Origin of the sequence: Maricaulis sp. W15 (genome assembly GCF_001924955.1) — a bacterium.
GTDB classification, from domain to species: Bacteria; Pseudomonadota; Alphaproteobacteria; order Caulobacterales; family Maricaulaceae; genus Maricaulis; species Maricaulis maris.
Genome location: NZ_LQXG01000020.1, coordinates 19,725 through 33,072 on the forward strand (window position 1 = coordinate 19,725; position 13,348 = coordinate 33,072).

13 protein-coding genes are annotated in these 13,348 nt (G+C 58.3%); 7 read left to right on the forward strand and 6 right to left on the reverse strand.

What is annotated here, in order from left to right; translation table 11 throughout:
* The first annotated feature begins 1 nt into the window (after position 1).
* Positions 2-1,198 (forward strand): hypothetical protein, encoded by a 1,197-nt coding sequence (locus AWH62_RS14265; protein ID WP_143743080.1) that lies wholly within the window; start codon positions 2-4, stop codon positions 1,196-1,198.
* 71 nt (positions 1,199-1,269) lie between these two features.
* On the opposite strand, the gene AWH62_RS14270 is transcribed toward AWH62_RS14265, so the two are convergent.
* The 4 genes from AWH62_RS14270 to AWH62_RS14285 form a co-directional block, all read right to left on the reverse strand.
* On the reverse strand, positions 1,270-1,932 hold the full coding sequence (locus tag AWH62_RS14270; protein ID WP_143743081.1) for a sulfotransferase family 2 domain-containing protein: 663 nt from the start codon (positions 1,930-1,932) through the stop codon (positions 1,270-1,272).
* An 8-nt stretch (positions 1,933-1,940) separates the two neighbouring features.
* Positions 1,941-2,846, reverse strand: coding sequence for a bifunctional 2-polyprenyl-6-hydroxyphenol methylase/3-demethylubiquinol 3-O-methyltransferase UbiG (locus tag AWH62_RS14275; RefSeq protein WP_075191184.1), 906 nt, complete (start codon positions 2,844-2,846; stop codon positions 1,941-1,943).
* Positions 2,847-3,075: 229 nt separating this feature from the next.
* A complete protein-coding gene (locus AWH62_RS14280) occupies positions 3,076-4,275 on the reverse strand; it encodes a glycosyltransferase family 2 protein (protein ID WP_075191185.1) in 1,200 nt (399 codons plus the stop codon).
* Entirely contained in the window at positions 4,272-5,024 is a 753-nt protein-coding gene (locus AWH62_RS14285; RefSeq protein ID WP_083635225.1) for a glycosyltransferase, read from the reverse strand. The genes AWH62_RS14280 and AWH62_RS14285 overlap by 4 nt, the downstream gene beginning before the upstream one ends.
* Positions 5,025-5,358: 334 nt before the next feature.
* On the opposite strand from AWH62_RS14285, the gene AWH62_RS14290 reads away from it, so the two are divergent.
* The 3 genes from AWH62_RS14290 to cysN all read left to right on the forward strand — a co-directional run bounded on the left by AWH62_RS14290 (position 5,359) and on the right by cysN (position 9,505).
* A complete protein-coding gene (locus AWH62_RS14290; RefSeq protein WP_075191187.1) occupies positions 5,359-6,483 on the forward strand; it encodes a DegT/DnrJ/EryC1/StrS aminotransferase family protein in 1,125 nt (374 codons plus the stop codon).
* A 275-nt stretch (positions 6,484-6,758) separates the two neighbouring features.
* Complete coding sequence (cysD, locus tag AWH62_RS14295) at positions 6,759-7,610, forward strand: sulfate adenylyltransferase subunit CysD (RefSeq protein ID WP_233128341.1); 852 nt, start codon at positions 6,759-6,761, stop codon at positions 7,608-7,610.
* Entirely contained in the window at positions 7,610-9,505 is a 1,896-nt protein-coding gene (gene cysN / locus AWH62_RS14300) for a sulfate adenylyltransferase subunit CysN (RefSeq protein WP_075191188.1), read from the forward strand. Before cysD ends, cysN begins: the two co-directional genes overlap by 1 nt.
* 45 nt (positions 9,506-9,550) lie before the next feature.
* Here cysN and cysQ read toward each other — a convergent pair whose 3' ends face one another.
* Positions 9,551-10,348, reverse strand: a complete 798-nt coding sequence (cysQ, locus tag AWH62_RS14305) for a 3'(2'),5'-bisphosphate nucleotidase CysQ (protein WP_233128342.1) — start codon at positions 10,346-10,348, stop codon at positions 9,551-9,553.
* A gap of 302 nt (positions 10,349-10,650) precedes the next feature.
* Here cysQ and AWH62_RS14310 point away from each other — a divergent pair, with 302 nt between their 5' ends.
* Positions 10,651-11,661 (forward strand): glycosyltransferase family 2 protein, encoded by a 1,011-nt coding sequence (locus AWH62_RS14310; RefSeq protein WP_075191190.1) that lies wholly within the window; start codon positions 10,651-10,653, stop codon positions 11,659-11,661.
* Here AWH62_RS14310 and AWH62_RS14315 read toward each other — a convergent pair.
* Entirely contained in the window at positions 11,649-12,245 is a 597-nt protein-coding gene (locus AWH62_RS14315; RefSeq protein ID WP_075191191.1) for a hypothetical protein, read from the reverse strand. The genes AWH62_RS14310 and AWH62_RS14315 overlap by 13 nt on opposite strands.
* Before the next feature lie 2 nt (positions 12,246-12,247).
* Between AWH62_RS14315 and AWH62_RS14320 the strand changes: the two genes are divergently transcribed.
* A complete protein-coding gene (locus AWH62_RS14320) occupies positions 12,248-12,754 on the forward strand; it encodes a DUF4164 family protein (RefSeq protein WP_075191192.1) in 507 nt (168 codons plus the stop codon).
* Between the two features lie 4 nt (positions 12,755-12,758).
* Positions 12,759-13,184 carry a cell division protein ZapA gene (locus AWH62_RS14325; protein ID WP_075191193.1) on the forward strand — a complete coding sequence of 142 codons (426 nt, stop codon included), beginning with the start codon at positions 12,759-12,761 and terminating at the stop codon, positions 13,182-13,184.
* Positions 13,185-13,348 lie beyond the last annotated feature (164 nt).

Here is a 13,348-nt window from a genome sequence, read left to right on the forward strand (position 1 = left end):
AATGAAACATCTTCTTTCCGCAACAAGTGCAGCAGCTGTGTCGATGGCGCTCATGGCGATCGCCCCCAGTTCGGCTCGGGCGGACATTCAGCATCTCGATGATGTCATCATCACGTTCAGCTTGTGCGTGGGCAATGACTGCGTGAATGGCGAAAGCTTCGGGTTTGACACGCTCCGGTTGAAAGAAAACAATCTTCGCATTCATTTCGATGACACAAGTAGTTCGGCAAGCTTTCCTGCCAATGATTGGCGTATTGTTGTCAACGATAGCAATAATGGTGGAGGTTCCTATTTCGCCATCGAAGATTCGACAGCCGGGCGGCAGGTATTCCGGGTAGATGCCGGTGCGCCGGCGAACTCGTTGCGTATCGACTCGGCTGGTGATGTCGGCATCGGCTCATCCAATCCCGTCGTGGATCTCCATGTCGTGAGTGGAAACACGCCGACATTGCGCCTGGCGCAGGATGGATCAAGCGGTTTCACCCCACAGACATTCGATGTCGCAGCAAACGAAGCGAACTTTTTCATCCGCGATGTCACTAATGGCAGCGCGTTGGCATTCCGGATCCAGCCGGGTGCGGATGAAAACGCCCTCTTTATCGCGTCTGACAATGATATCGGCCTGGGGACGAACAGCCCGCAAGCGGCGCTTCACCTTCGTCGAACCAACGCGACAGCAAGTATTCTTGTGGAAGAAACGAATGGGACGGCCGCGTCCCGGGGTCTTATGACCCTCCGGAATAATGGCACTGTCTACCTTGGGCTCGAGGATCTGTCGATCTCGGGCGGTGCCGATACGGGTCAGATCTGGAACCTGCAGAATGATACTGGCAGATTTCGCATCACGACCGCTCCAGGTGGTGCCGATGAGGTGGAGTTGGAACTCGATCATGACGGCAATCTAACCATAGAAGGCGAGTTGGTAACGGCCGGCTCGTGTTCGATTGGTTGTGACCGTGTGTTCTCAGACGACTACGAACTGCTTGATATTAGCGAGCATGCGGACCTGATGTTTCAGCTGGGGTATTTGCCGAATGTTGGGCCGACGCCTGAGGATGGTCCCTTCAATGTGACCGACAAGATGGGGCGTATGCTCAATGAATTGGAGCACGCGCATATTTATATTGCGCAGCAACAGTCGTTGATCGATCAGCTTTCCGTGCGTGTCGCGGCGCTTGAGGTGGCTGAAGCTCCCTAAAAGCGGTCCTTATGGACTAAAAAGGGGCCTGGCGCGTCAGCGCCAGGCCCCTTTTTCTTGAGAATACTCGACTAGGATGTGGCCCGTGACCAGTCGATACCGGTGGCGTCCAGAGACGGGCGAAACGCCCGATATATAAGTGAGCGCTGGTCCGGCGTGACTTGCTCGACCGTGACCAGCCGGTTTTGAGAATACGTTGATTTCGCGCGTGTGGTGAGCGTGAATCCTTCAATGCCGACCTGCGACAGGACGCGTGTCAGCTCTTTTTCAAGTTGGTCATATCGCAGGACTTCGTCGACGATCAGGTGGCGTTTCCCGTCGCTGACGTCTGTATACCGCTCAATATCAATGGGAAATCGACCCTTTGCGAGGAAGTCTTCCCAACTGGCGGTGTAATGTCCGTCGGGGTTGTGAAGGGGTGAATTTCGAAGCATGTGAAACTGGCTGATGCATTTCGCAACAGGCTCGCGTTCCACACAAAATTTGAACATGCTGTCATAGGTATCTCGTCCGAGAAGGTCGCGAATTTTCTGTCCGGTCATATGGTTGTAGAATTGCTTTCTCCCGGAGGCATTGAGATAGTTTCTTGGCTGATGCTCGTCCTCTTCGGGGAGTATAGGGGTCACGATGGCATCCGGCCCAGCCACACGGCTGAGGTCGACTTCGATACTGGTTCCAGCCGTCTTCACTGTTTTGATGAAAATGAAATTGTGGCGGAAGCTGATTATGGCCATGAGCAACCCTATTCGATGTTGGGTACCGACAGCCCGGCGCGGGTGATTTCTTGATGTCTCGTGCGGCGACCATACGCGTAGAGCCGGTCATGGGGTTCCGAGTAAAAAACACGGACGTCGTCAAAACCGGCTTCATAAAGCCATTCCTCAAGGCATTTTGCCGACGGCCAGAACCAAGCCCAGCCGCTCCGGTTCAGATCGTCCGCAGTGCCGCCGAAATGGCGTCCATTGCCCTTGAACCAGCACATGGATTGTTCATGCTGGATGCCTGCGCTCTCCACAAGAATATGGCCACCATCCTTCAGGCGGTTGAATAGCCTGCGCAGTCCGAGGACCGGGTCCGACAGATGATAGACGACGCCGGGTACATAGACGCAGTCAAACTTGCCCTCTTCCAGGTCATACAGGGACAAGGCGAGGCCCTCCACGTCGGGCAGTTCGAACACGCGACTCGCGAGGGCATGGGCTGTGTTGGCGTATTTGCGGACTTCATCAACCGCGACGACCTGAGTGGCGCCGAGCAATTTCAACATCAGGGTTGTGCCGCCCGTCCAACAGCCGATATCCAAAACGGATCGACCTTTGAAGAAGTCGTCGGGTAGTTCAAAGCCTTCAGTGAACTCCGAAATCAGCCGAACATGCCGGTCGCCCATCCGCCCCTTTACAAACTGGTCGTCGCCAAAGCGGTGATTGTGACCCCAGCAATACTTGATCGACAGATCGCGCTGTCTTTCCGGAGATTGATAACCTTCTCCTTCCCAGTCGACGGTTCCAATCTGCGCCAGGAGGATATCCAGCTCGGCTTGTTGTTGTGGTGAGGTCACCGAAAAGGCCTCATCAAATTTGGCCTGCAGGGCTTGCATGCGCGCAGTGACGCGTTCGGCATAGCCTTCTTTCGGTTTGAAAACAGCCATGGATTCCCCCCACGATTGGCGACAAGGTTGTAAAGTGAACGCGCCGAACTCGCTGGAATTCGTGCCAGACTCTCAATCCATAACCCAAACATGTGACCGCTGTTGCTTCAAGGCGCAACGGCACGTTCTGAGTTGCTGGTGGTGGGCTGGTCCGCGTGGCGCGTCGGCATGGCGTGCCGCTTTCGTCGGACAGCACAAATCAGAAATACGGCCGCCGATCCCCGCTCGATCAAGGACGCTTTTCGGACAGATCGTCGAGATAAAGCTCGGCAATGTGATGCCGATACGCGCTTTCGGCACGGCCTTTCTGGAGCTCTGCGACGGTTGTCAGGAGCGTTCGCACTATTCGGCGGACCTTGATGGCGAGGCCCAGGGTCAGGCCGACCGAACCACTGATGCCGCCCGCCATCAGTATCCAAACGGCCTTGGTCGGGAAGGCCATCGCGGCGGCCGCACAAATAGCAACGGCGATGATGCCAGCACAGAGAAAGCGCCAGTTTCGCTGGCCCACGCGTAACCACGGCTTCAAGCGGGGCGATGCCGGTGGCTCCGGTGCCTCCGGCTGGCGCGGCGCCTTGAGTGGTGTTTGCTTGCGAAGGCCGCGGCGCGTGATGGCCGGAGGATCGTGGCGAGCAAGGATTGTATGTAGTGCGGCGCGTTCGCTGGCTTCCAGCAAGCGAGGTGAGTGCGGTATCATGTTGTTGAACTTCGCGCGGAGCGCCGGGTCCAACTCGTCGAGTTCGCGTCTGAGCACGGTATCGACTTCGCGCATATAGAGCGCACGACTGGTTTCCGAGCGCTGCCCTTCGCGAATCCGAAAACAGCCCAACATTGAGTCGACCGAGTAGAGTTCGGCTTGTCTGAAAAAGCGGGACCAAAGTTCGAAATCGTTGGCGACCTTGAAATCGGTGTCGAGGCGCCCGCCCGCCTGTTCCCACAGACTGCGGCGCCAGAATGTAGACTCCTGCTGGATCCAGAGGTGGTCGCCGGCCAGGAAGCGAAGCTGCGACCATTTCTTGAGCGGGCCGACATAGGTCAGTTTGCCATCAAGGTCGCACGTCGTCGGCAGGCCGGTGATCCAAGCGACTTCCGGGTAGGTCGCGAAGATGCGGCCAACGATTGAAAGGCACCCGGGCATTAGAAGGTCGTCGGAATTAATCCATCCCATGATATCGGCCCGCGACCCGGCGAAGCCCTTGTTCAGCGCGTCGGCATGGCCATTATCGGGCTCAATGATGACGGCGGATACTTGGTCGCGATAACGGTCCAGCACCTGGCGCGAATTATCAGTGCTTGCGCCGTCGACCAACACATATTCGAGGTTCTCATATTCTTGCTCGATGACCGACGCGATGGTGTCTTCCAGAAAGTCCGCGCCATTGAAGTTGGGCGTAACGAGATGGATCGTGGGGAGTGTTGAGTTCGTCATGCCGTTCGACGCCTGGATTGCAGCGTGTGGGCTGCGAGTGAAGCCGTGGACTTCAAGGCTGACCAATAGCCCGAATGACGACGAACCAAGTTGAAAACTTCCGCCAACCTCTTCGGTGAGACTGCCCCGGTTTTGGTGTCCCGACCAATATAAACTTCCGAATACGTCTGGTTTGTATGGAGAAATTTGGATCCGTTGCTGTAAAGGCGGACCCATAAATCCCAATCCATCACATAGTGCAGCTTGCTGTTTATGCCGTGTACGGCGTCAAGCGCAGAGCGCCGTACAAAACATGACGGCTGCGAGATGATGTTGGACCGGTACAAGATATCCGAAATGTCACTGATCTGGTCGTGCCGGCCAATATGGTGTCCGTGCGCATCAATGAAATCAGAGTGCCCGTAGACGACATCGACGTCCGGATTGCTGTCGAGGAGGGCACGTGCATTTGCCAGGGCATTCGGCGTGAGACGATCATCGCCATTCAGCCAGAAAACAACCGACCCTTCGGTGCGGCGCCATCCCTCGTCGATCGCGGCTGCCTGCCCTTCGTCCGGGCCGTGACGGCGATAGGCAAAATCCAAGCCGCAGCTGTTGGCAGCCTCGGCAACGCGCGGATCTCCCGAGGCATCGAGCAGGGCTAACTCCAGGTCGACATCTTGCGCAGCGAGGCTGTTAAAGGCGTGGGGGATGAAGTCATGCCAAGCGCCCAAGGGAATTGCCGCTGCAAAGGTCGTTGTCGAAGTCATTGCCACAGCGTCTCTTGTGCGCAAGCAAAAGCTAACGAAGGCCTGACAAGACCTTCTTGAAAGATCGCGCCATCTCTACAACGAATTGGCGGTCAACCAAAGCGCGCAAACAGCGCATGACACGGGATGCGAAACCGGTTGGTCCGGTGCGCGGTGCGGTGTGTGAGGTGTGGTGGCCTTCGCGGCCGGGTGCCGGCGAGGCAAGGGCAGGATCTGACCGATACAGATGGGAAATGTTTCGTGATTTCAAAGCGTGGCGCGGTGCCATTATGTAGCTCGACAGATAGTTCTCGCCACCGCTTTGCCGCTTGGGAAGGTAGTTCCATTGCCCGATATGATCCCCTTTATTGACCTGAGTGCCCAACGCGCCCGCATAAAAGACCGAATTGATGCCGCTGTGATGAAAGTGCTCGACGAGGGGCGCTACATCCTGGGTCCGGAAGTCACCGAGTTGGAAGACAAGCTGGCAGAGTTTGCCGGCATGGGTCGCGCGCTGAGCTGCGCCAATGGCACCGACGCCATACTGATTCCGTTGATGGCCATGGGCATTGGTCGTGGCGATGCAGTCTTTGTTCCCAGTTTTACCTTCGCCGCCACAGCGGAAGTCGTTGTGCTGGCAGGTGCCACTCCGGTCTTCGTCGACATCGAACCGGATACTTACAATATGTCGGCGGCAAGCCTGTCAGAGGCGATTGAAGCGGTTCGGCAAGCAGGCGAACTCACGCCTCGCGCGGTGATCGCGGTGGACCTTTTCGGTCAGCCGGCAAACTATCCCGTGCTCGCTCCCATTGCCCGCGAGCATGGCCTCAAACTGATCTCGGACTGCGCCCAGGGCTTTGGCAGCACACTGGATGGCAAAGCCTCGCTGCATTGGGCTGATGTGTTGACCGTTTCCTTTTACCCGGCGAAGCCGTTGGGTGCCTATGGTGACGGCGGCGCCATCCTTTGCAAGGATGACGACCTCTACGCGACTATGAAGTCCGTACGTGTCCACGGCGAGGGGGTTTCGCGTTATGAATACGCCCGCATTGGCCTCAATTCGCGACTGGATACCATTCAGGCGGCAATTTTGTTGGCCAAGCTGGATGTGTTCGGTGAAGAGATCCGGATGCGGCAGGCGGTTGCTGACGCGTATGCAGCCGGGTTCGGCAATGCGGTGAAGCCGCCGCACATCATCCCGGGAGCGCAATCGACCTGGGCCCAGTACACGATCGAGGTGAGTGACCGGGACGCGTTCCGGGCTTATCTCGCGGACCAGGGCGTCCCGACTGCGATCTACTATCCGATCCCGTTGCATATGCACGAACCCTACGCCGAATGCCCGCGTGCGCCCCGAGGTTTGCCGGCAACCGAGGCGGCAGCCTTGCGCGTGGTGTCGCTGCCCATGCATCCGGACATGCCGGGCAGTGACATTGACCGTGTAACCGGTGCCGTGACGGGCTTTGCTATTGATGATTGATAGGTGCGAGTGCGGTCTGGGCTTGGATTGCCCGACCGGGCGTATCATATAGCGCGGGAATGCTCTCGGTTGTCGGTGGCCAAAGGGCGTGTTTGTGTAGTCGGTGATGAGGAATTGGGCCCCTCAAGGTCGATCGAAAAGGAAGCTGGTAGGTGACAATCGACAGTTCCGAACAAATCGGGGCCTATGCGGCCCGGTTTGACGCAGGGCGTAGCTCTCGCGCTCGCCCCCTGTCCGCTCATTTGCGGAGATTGGAGGCCGAGAGTATCCATATCATGCGCGAAGTCGCGGCCGAGTTTTCCAATCCGGTCATGCTCTACTCGATCGGTAAGGACAGTGCCGTCATGCTGCACTTGGCGCTGAAGGCTTTCTATCCCTCGCGCCTGCCTTTTCCTCTCCAGCATGTCGATTCGACGTTTAAATTCCGAGAAATGATTGCTTTTCGTGACGCCATGACGACCGCGCTTGGCCTCGAATTGCGGGTTGAAATCAATGAGGACGGTCGGGTCCGGGGGATCAACCCGTTCGACCACGGCTCGCAATTGCATACGCAGGTCATGAAGACCGAGGCGCTACGAAATGCCATGACACGGCACGGCTATGACGCTGCTTTCGGTGGTGCGCGCCGGGATGAGGAAAAATCGCGCGCCAAGGAGCGAATTTTCTCTTTCCGTGACAACAATCATGGCTGGGATCCCAAGAATCAGCGTCCTGAGCTTTGGCGAAACTACAACACCAAGATCAAACAGGGGGAATCGATCCGGGTTTTTCCACTCTCCAACTGGACCGAGTTGGACATCTGGCAATATATCCTGGAAGAGGACATTCCGATCGTGCCGCTCTATTTTGCGGCCGAGCGTCCGGTTGTGGAGCGGGATGGTCAATTGATCATGGTTGATGATGATCGCCTGCCGCTGAAGCCCGGCGAAACACCGACAATGAAACAGGTGCGTTTCAGGACTCTTGGCTGCTATCCGTTGACCGGTGCGGTTGAGTCCGGCGCGAGCAATCTCGGCGAGATAGTTCTGGAAATGCTCACCGCGCGGACTTCCGAACGCTCAGGACGGCTGATCGATCATGACGAAGCCGGGTCGATGGAGAAGAAGAAGCGGGAGGGCTATTTCTGATGGCTGATGAAATCCCTCAAACCGACGTAATGGAACGCCTCACCCAGTCCGGCAGTCAGGGTGTGCTCCGCTTTTTGACCTGCGGTTCGGTCGATGACGGAAAATCGACATTGATTGGTCGCCTGCTCTACGACAGCAAGCTGTTGTTCGAAGATCAGATCAATGTTCTTGAGCGCGACAGCCGTAAACACGGTACGGCCGGTGACGAAATCGACTTCGCCCTCCTGCTCGACGGTCTCGAAGCCGAGCGCGAGCAAGGCATTACAATTGATGTGGCCTACCGGTTCTTTGCGACCGAAAAGCGGAAATTCGTGGTCGCCGATACGCCGGGGCACGAGCAGTACACACGCAACATGGCGACCGGGGCGTCGACTGCCGATGTGGCGGTGATGATGATTGATGCGCGCAAGGGCGTGCTTATCCAGACGCTGCGTCATACTTACATCGCGCGAATGATGGGGATACGCCACATCGTGCTGGCGATCAACAAGATGGATCTGGTCGAGCATTCTCGCGGTCGTTTTCACGAAATCGTCGCGGACTATCTTCGCAGTGCCGATGCACTCGGTTTCGAGTCCATTACGCCGATCCCGATGTCCGCCCGCTATGGTGACAATGTTACCAAACGCAGCGAGAGCATGGTTTGGTATGTTGGACCGACGCTGATCGAACATCTGGAAGAACTGGATATCGACAGCGACATCCAGAATGAAGCGTTCCGCATGCCGGTTCAGTGGGTCAATCGACCAAACCTCAATTTCCGTGGTTATTCAGGCACCATCGTCTCTGGGTCGGTGAAGCCGGGTGATGCCGTTGTTGTCGCCGGCTCCGGCCAAGCCGCGAAAATAGACCGAATTGTCACCGCCGATGGGGATGTCGACGAAGCCGTGGCTGGCGATGCCGTCACCTTGGTGCTGACGCGTGAAATCGACATTTCGCGCGGTGATGTTATTGCCGCCGCTGATGCGCGTCCAGAAGTGACCGGCCAGTTCGCTGCCGAAATCCTGTGGATGTCTGAGGACAGTCTCCTGCCCGGCCGTTCCTATCTACTCAAGATCGGTACAGCCACCACGCCCGCAACTGTGTCGGCGTTGAAGCACCGCGTCGATGTGAACACCTATGAGAAGAAGCCGAGCCGCCAACTCGAAATGAACGGGATCGGCTATTGCAACATGTCGACCGCGCGCCCGATTGCCTTTGACCCCTATCACCGGATTCGGGATATGGGGGCCTTCATCCTGATCGACCGGTTCACCAACCAGACGGTTGGTGCGGGCATGATTGAATTCGGACTGCGGCGGGCCTCCAACATTCATCATCATGCGATGGATGTAACCAAGTCAGACAGAGCTCGGATCAAGGGGCAAAAGCCGGCCATCCTGTGGTTCACGGGGCTGTCCGGTGCCGGAAAGTCGACGGTCGCCAACCTGGTGGAAAGCAAGCTGTCACAGGCCGGGCATCACACTTATTCACTGGATGGCGACAATATCCGCCACGGCCTTAATCGCGATCTCGGCTTTACCGATGGGGACCGGGTCGAAAATGTTCGGCGCATTGGTGAGGTCGGCAAGCTTTTTGTCGATTCCGGCCTGATCGTGACCTGCTCCTTCATTTCACCGTTCCGGGCGGAGCGGCAAATGGTGCGCGAACTTGTCGATGACGGAGAGTTTATCGAAGTCTTCATCGATGCGCCGTTGGAAGTCTGTATCGAGCGGGACCCGAAGGGGCTCTACAAGAAGGCCCAAGCGGGTGAGATCAAGAACTTCACCGGTTTTGACAGCCCCTATGAAGTGCCTGAATCCCCGGAACTGCATATCGAGACCGCCAATCTGAGTGCTGAAGAAGCGGCCGACAAGGTCATCGCAGAACTGAAACGGATGGGGCGTCTGGGCTGACGCCGAGGACTGTTGTGACGGGGCGGCATCGATGGATGGGCCCCGTCATTCTGTCCGGCCCCATGCGACAAAGGCGCCATTGAGATAGCCGGCGTCTTCCTTCGCATAGACGAAGGGGACGCCGTCCGGCGTCAGCACAGCGCCGCCTGCAGCATTGAGCACGGCGTGACCCGCCCCGGTATCCCATTCCATGGTCGGGCCGAAGCGCGGGTAGACATCGGCGGTGCCTTCCGCAATCAGGCAGAACTTCAGTGACGAGCCAGCAGACACGCGTTCGGTAACGCCTTGGGCGTCGGCGAAGGCCAGTGTCGTCTCGTCCGCATGGGAACGGCTCATCACAGCGGTCATGCCGGAGGCCGGGCGAGCGCGGGTCGAAATCAGGGCCAGTGCATCAGCCGAGACGGACTGCCCCGCTTTCAATGTGCCGGCCCAGGCTTGGGTGCCGCCGACGAAAATGCGCTCCCGGGCCGGGGCGAAGACGCAGCCAGCCGTCGGGACGCGGCCTTCGATCAGCGCGATATTGACAGTGAACTCACCATTCTTGTTGATGAACTCCTTGGTGCCGTCGACAGGATCGACAAGAATGAACGCGCCATCTGTCTTCGGTCGGAAACCGGCCGCGAAACTCTCCTCAGCGAGCACCGGGATTTCGGGGAGCAAGTGCGCAAGTTCTGTAAGGATGATTTTTTCAGCCAGTTCGTCAGCGTCGGTCACAGGCGATTTGTCATCCTTCCCGCGGGCTTCGAAATCGGACTCGTATATTTCCATGACCTTGACAGCTGCCAGCGAGCAGATGCGGGCAAATTCGAAGGCAATGGCGTTCTTGTCGTCGAGAGTTGGCATAGCTCGGGTCCAGGTCATAAATACAAGTGGGCGTGATTATTCGGCGTGGTGGAGGCGTAGGCGACAATAGCGATGCTGCCAAGGCCCCGATGCGGATGAACAGGTCGTGCGCTTGAGTGAAGCGGCACAGCTGAGCGACGTTAGCGTGTGTTCAGCGTTATCACCACAAACAAGGTGTGGGTAGCGTCTGGGTACCGCTTGTGCGTGAAGAGTTCGCGGCAGCCGGAAAGCATGCTACCCGCTCAGTGTGAAATTGGAAGGCGCTGCAACGCAGCATCCCGCAGTCGCAAGCTGGAAACCGCGTGTCTGATACCGCTGATACCGTCGACATCACTGTCCTGATCGTCGCCTACAAGAGCGTCGGCACGCTCACGGCCTGCCTTGCAGCGCTGCAGGCGCAAACACGGGCTCCGCGTGAAGTCCTTGTCCTGGAGAACGGGTCGCCAGAGGGCCAACGTGTCGGTCCGGCCGACATGCCGTCCGGTGTCCGACTGATCGAAAGCGAAAAAAATCTCGGCTTCGCCGGTGGCAACAATCTCCTGGCAAGGGCTGCGGGCTCAACATGGTTGGCCCTGCTGAACCCGGATGCCTACGCTCACCCGGACTGGATCGAGCAATTTGAGGCCGCCCGCCGGAAATACCCGGAAATCGCGCTTTTCGGATCGACACAGTTCGCAGCCGGCAAGACCGATGTCCTTGATGGCACAGGCGATTGCTATCATGCGCTTGGACTGGCTTACCGGTCGGGATATGGGCGTCGCGCCGGGCCGTTGGCGGAGGGCGAGGTTTTTGCGGCCTGTGGCGCTGCGATGTTCATTCGCCGCGACGTGTTCGAGGCGCTCGGTGGCTTTGATGAGCGGTTTTTTTGCTACAATGAGGACGTTGATTTGGGGTATCGCGCGCGCCTGAACGGATTGCCGACCGTTCAGTTGGCTGCGGCGATCGTTGATCATGTTGGCTATGGCTCGTCGGGTCGTCGCTCCGAGATCGCGACCTATTATGGCGTCCGCAACCGGCTATGGGTGTTCTTGAAGAACACTCCGGGCTGGTTGTTCTGGCTGCTGTTGCCCGGCCATGTCGCGGTGACGTTTGCGCTTTGGTTGTCGTCGTTTCGATTCGGGCAGGGCGCGTTGTTTGCGCGTGCGATCCGTGACGCCGTTTCGGGACGCGCCGATATCCTCGCGTCGCGCAGGGAGATCCAGGCAAACCGTCGCGTATCACCGATGCGTGTCGCGAGAATGATGAACTGGAATCCAGCGGACTTGTTCACGCGCCGGGCCAAGGTCCGGCCTATCGACGATCAGGGCGCTTGATCCGAGCAGGGCACTGCCTCGAGTGCTGTCAGTTCAACGCGCGACAGGTCCGCTTGGTTCTGGCTGCTGCGCCAGTCCGGCCAAAGACCTACATATCCAAATCCCCACTCGCACGTGGTTGGTGAGAGATCCATGGTGATGGTGTCAAATTCGGGGGCAAGCAGGTGCCGCTCCCAATCCTGTTGACTCCGTCCGGGGGTGAAGAAGTTCAGAAGGGCCTCATCTGCGCCGTTCGAACTGGCGGCTCTCAGCGTGTAAGTCAGCCGGATTCTGTGCCCCTGCAGAGCTTCGATCTCTTCTGTCGTCAGGGTGAAGAACGCGCCCGCAGACTGTATCCCGTCCAACGGGGCTCGAGCGGCAGAAACCCTGGCGAACCGAATCCCGTTCTCGGTCAGGAATTCCACGGTCAAACCATTGCCGACCGTCAACGCTGCCAAGCTTTCGCCCTCGAAGGTGATGCCTTCGGCGCGAATTTCCTCCGGTGTTCGGTGGTTGGTATCTCCGAAGCTCATGGCAGCGGCGATCATGCCGGCGGCCGCGGCAGCGGAGATCGGGTAAAACGCCCAGTCGGGAAGGGAGAGCATTGGTGGCGGAGACCCTTTATTGGGGTGTGACAATGGCGGAAACTTTTGGACTGTTCTGCCATGTCGGTCAAACGGAAGCGCGCCGGGGGCCGGGGTCTGAACCGTCCACCTTTCCGCCGCTTTTCACCGTCATGAATCGGTCTGGAGTCAAAGTCACAGGAGGTGAAGTTGAAGAAGAACTTGAACTTTGGGCCGACGCAGCCGATTCTGGACGTATGAACGTGCGTTCCGACATGCCTGAAGACGCGCTCGAAGTCGTCCTTTCCCGCCTCGACAACGCGATGGGGCGTGTTGAGGGAGTCGCCCGGACGATGCGGGCCCGCGTGCGCAAAGCAGAAATAGCGGCGGTTGAAGCTCGGGACGCCGATGTTGATCGAGCCAATCTGGCCGAAGCGCTTGATGAAGCTCGCGGTCGTGAGGCCGTACTGCAAGACGCGGCGCAGTCGGCTTCGGATGCGCTCGACAGCGCCATCAGCGATCTGCGCGGCCTTTTGACCGAGGAGGGGTGAAGCGATGTCGCGCGTGACCGTCACCCTGAATGGCCGGGATTTCACGATTGGCTGCGAAGAAGGTCAGGAAGCGTATCTGCGCGAGCTCGCCGGAACCTTGGACAAGCGCGTGGCCGAGATTTCTGGCCAGGTCGGGCAGATCGGGGATCTTCGCCTTCTGCTGATGGCCTCGCTCATACTGGTGGACGACCTCAAGGAGGCGGACAGTCGCGTCGAGGCGCTTGAAGGGCAGGCACAGCGTCTGCGGCACGAAAATCGCGGCGCCGCCAGCCTGCATGCCGAGGCTCGCGGGCGCCTCGCCGACCAGCTCAATCGGCTTGCTGATCGCATGGAGCGCTTGGCCGATGCCTTCGAAAACGGTGATGACGAGGCGAGCAGCGACAGTGACGCATCTGCGCAGCGCGACACGCTCGCGGAAGCTGGCGCTTGAGCTTGGTGGCAATCGGCGCCACATAGGGGGTGGCGGTCATCTGCTGCGTACGAGTGGGGCGTTTATCCTGCGGACCGTACACCTCCACGAGGGAACTGCCTCTGTCTGGGACCCTGGTCCCGTTCAAGTGGTGCCCACCTGAACTGTCGGGTTTGTGGGGATAT

What these genes read in the sequence shown, in the direction of transcription:
- AWH62_RS14265 (WP_143743080.1), top strand. Translation starts at nt 2, where the DNA reads ATGAAACATCTTCTTTCCGCAACAAGTGCAGCAGCTGTGTCGATGGCG.
- AWH62_RS14270 (WP_143743081.1), bottom strand. Translation starts at nt 1,932, where the DNA reads ATGGCCATAATCAGCTTCCGCCACAATTTCATTTTCATCAAAACAGTG.
- AWH62_RS14275 (WP_075191184.1), bottom strand. Translation starts at nt 2,846, where the DNA reads ATGGCTGTTTTCAAACCGAAAGAAGGCTATGCCGAACGCGTCACTGCG.
- AWH62_RS14280 (WP_075191185.1), bottom strand. Translation starts at nt 4,275, where the DNA reads ATGACGAACTCAACACTCCCCACGATCCATCTCGTTACGCCCAACTTC.
- AWH62_RS14285 (WP_083635225.1), bottom strand. Translation starts at nt 5,024, where the DNA reads ATGACTTCGACAACGACCTTTGCAGCGGCAATTCCCTTGGGCGCTTGG.
- AWH62_RS14290 (WP_075191187.1), top strand. Translation starts at nt 5,359, where the DNA reads ATGATCCCCTTTATTGACCTGAGTGCCCAACGCGCCCGCATAAAAGAC.
- cysD (WP_233128341.1), top strand. Translation starts at nt 6,759, where the DNA reads ATGCGCGAAGTCGCGGCCGAGTTTTCCAATCCGGTCATGCTCTACTCG.
- cysN (WP_075191188.1), top strand. Translation starts at nt 7,610, where the DNA reads ATGGCTGATGAAATCCCTCAAACCGACGTAATGGAACGCCTCACCCAG.
- cysQ (WP_233128342.1), bottom strand. Translation starts at nt 10,348, where the DNA reads ATGCCAACTCTCGACGACAAGAACGCCATTGCCTTCGAATTTGCCCGC.
- AWH62_RS14315 (WP_075191191.1), bottom strand. Translation starts at nt 12,245, where the DNA reads ATGCTCTCCCTTCCCGACTGGGCGTTTTACCCGATCTCCGCTGCCGCG.
- AWH62_RS14325 (WP_075191193.1), top strand. Translation starts at nt 12,759, where the DNA reads ATGTCGCGCGTGACCGTCACCCTGAATGGCCGGGATTTCACGATTGGC.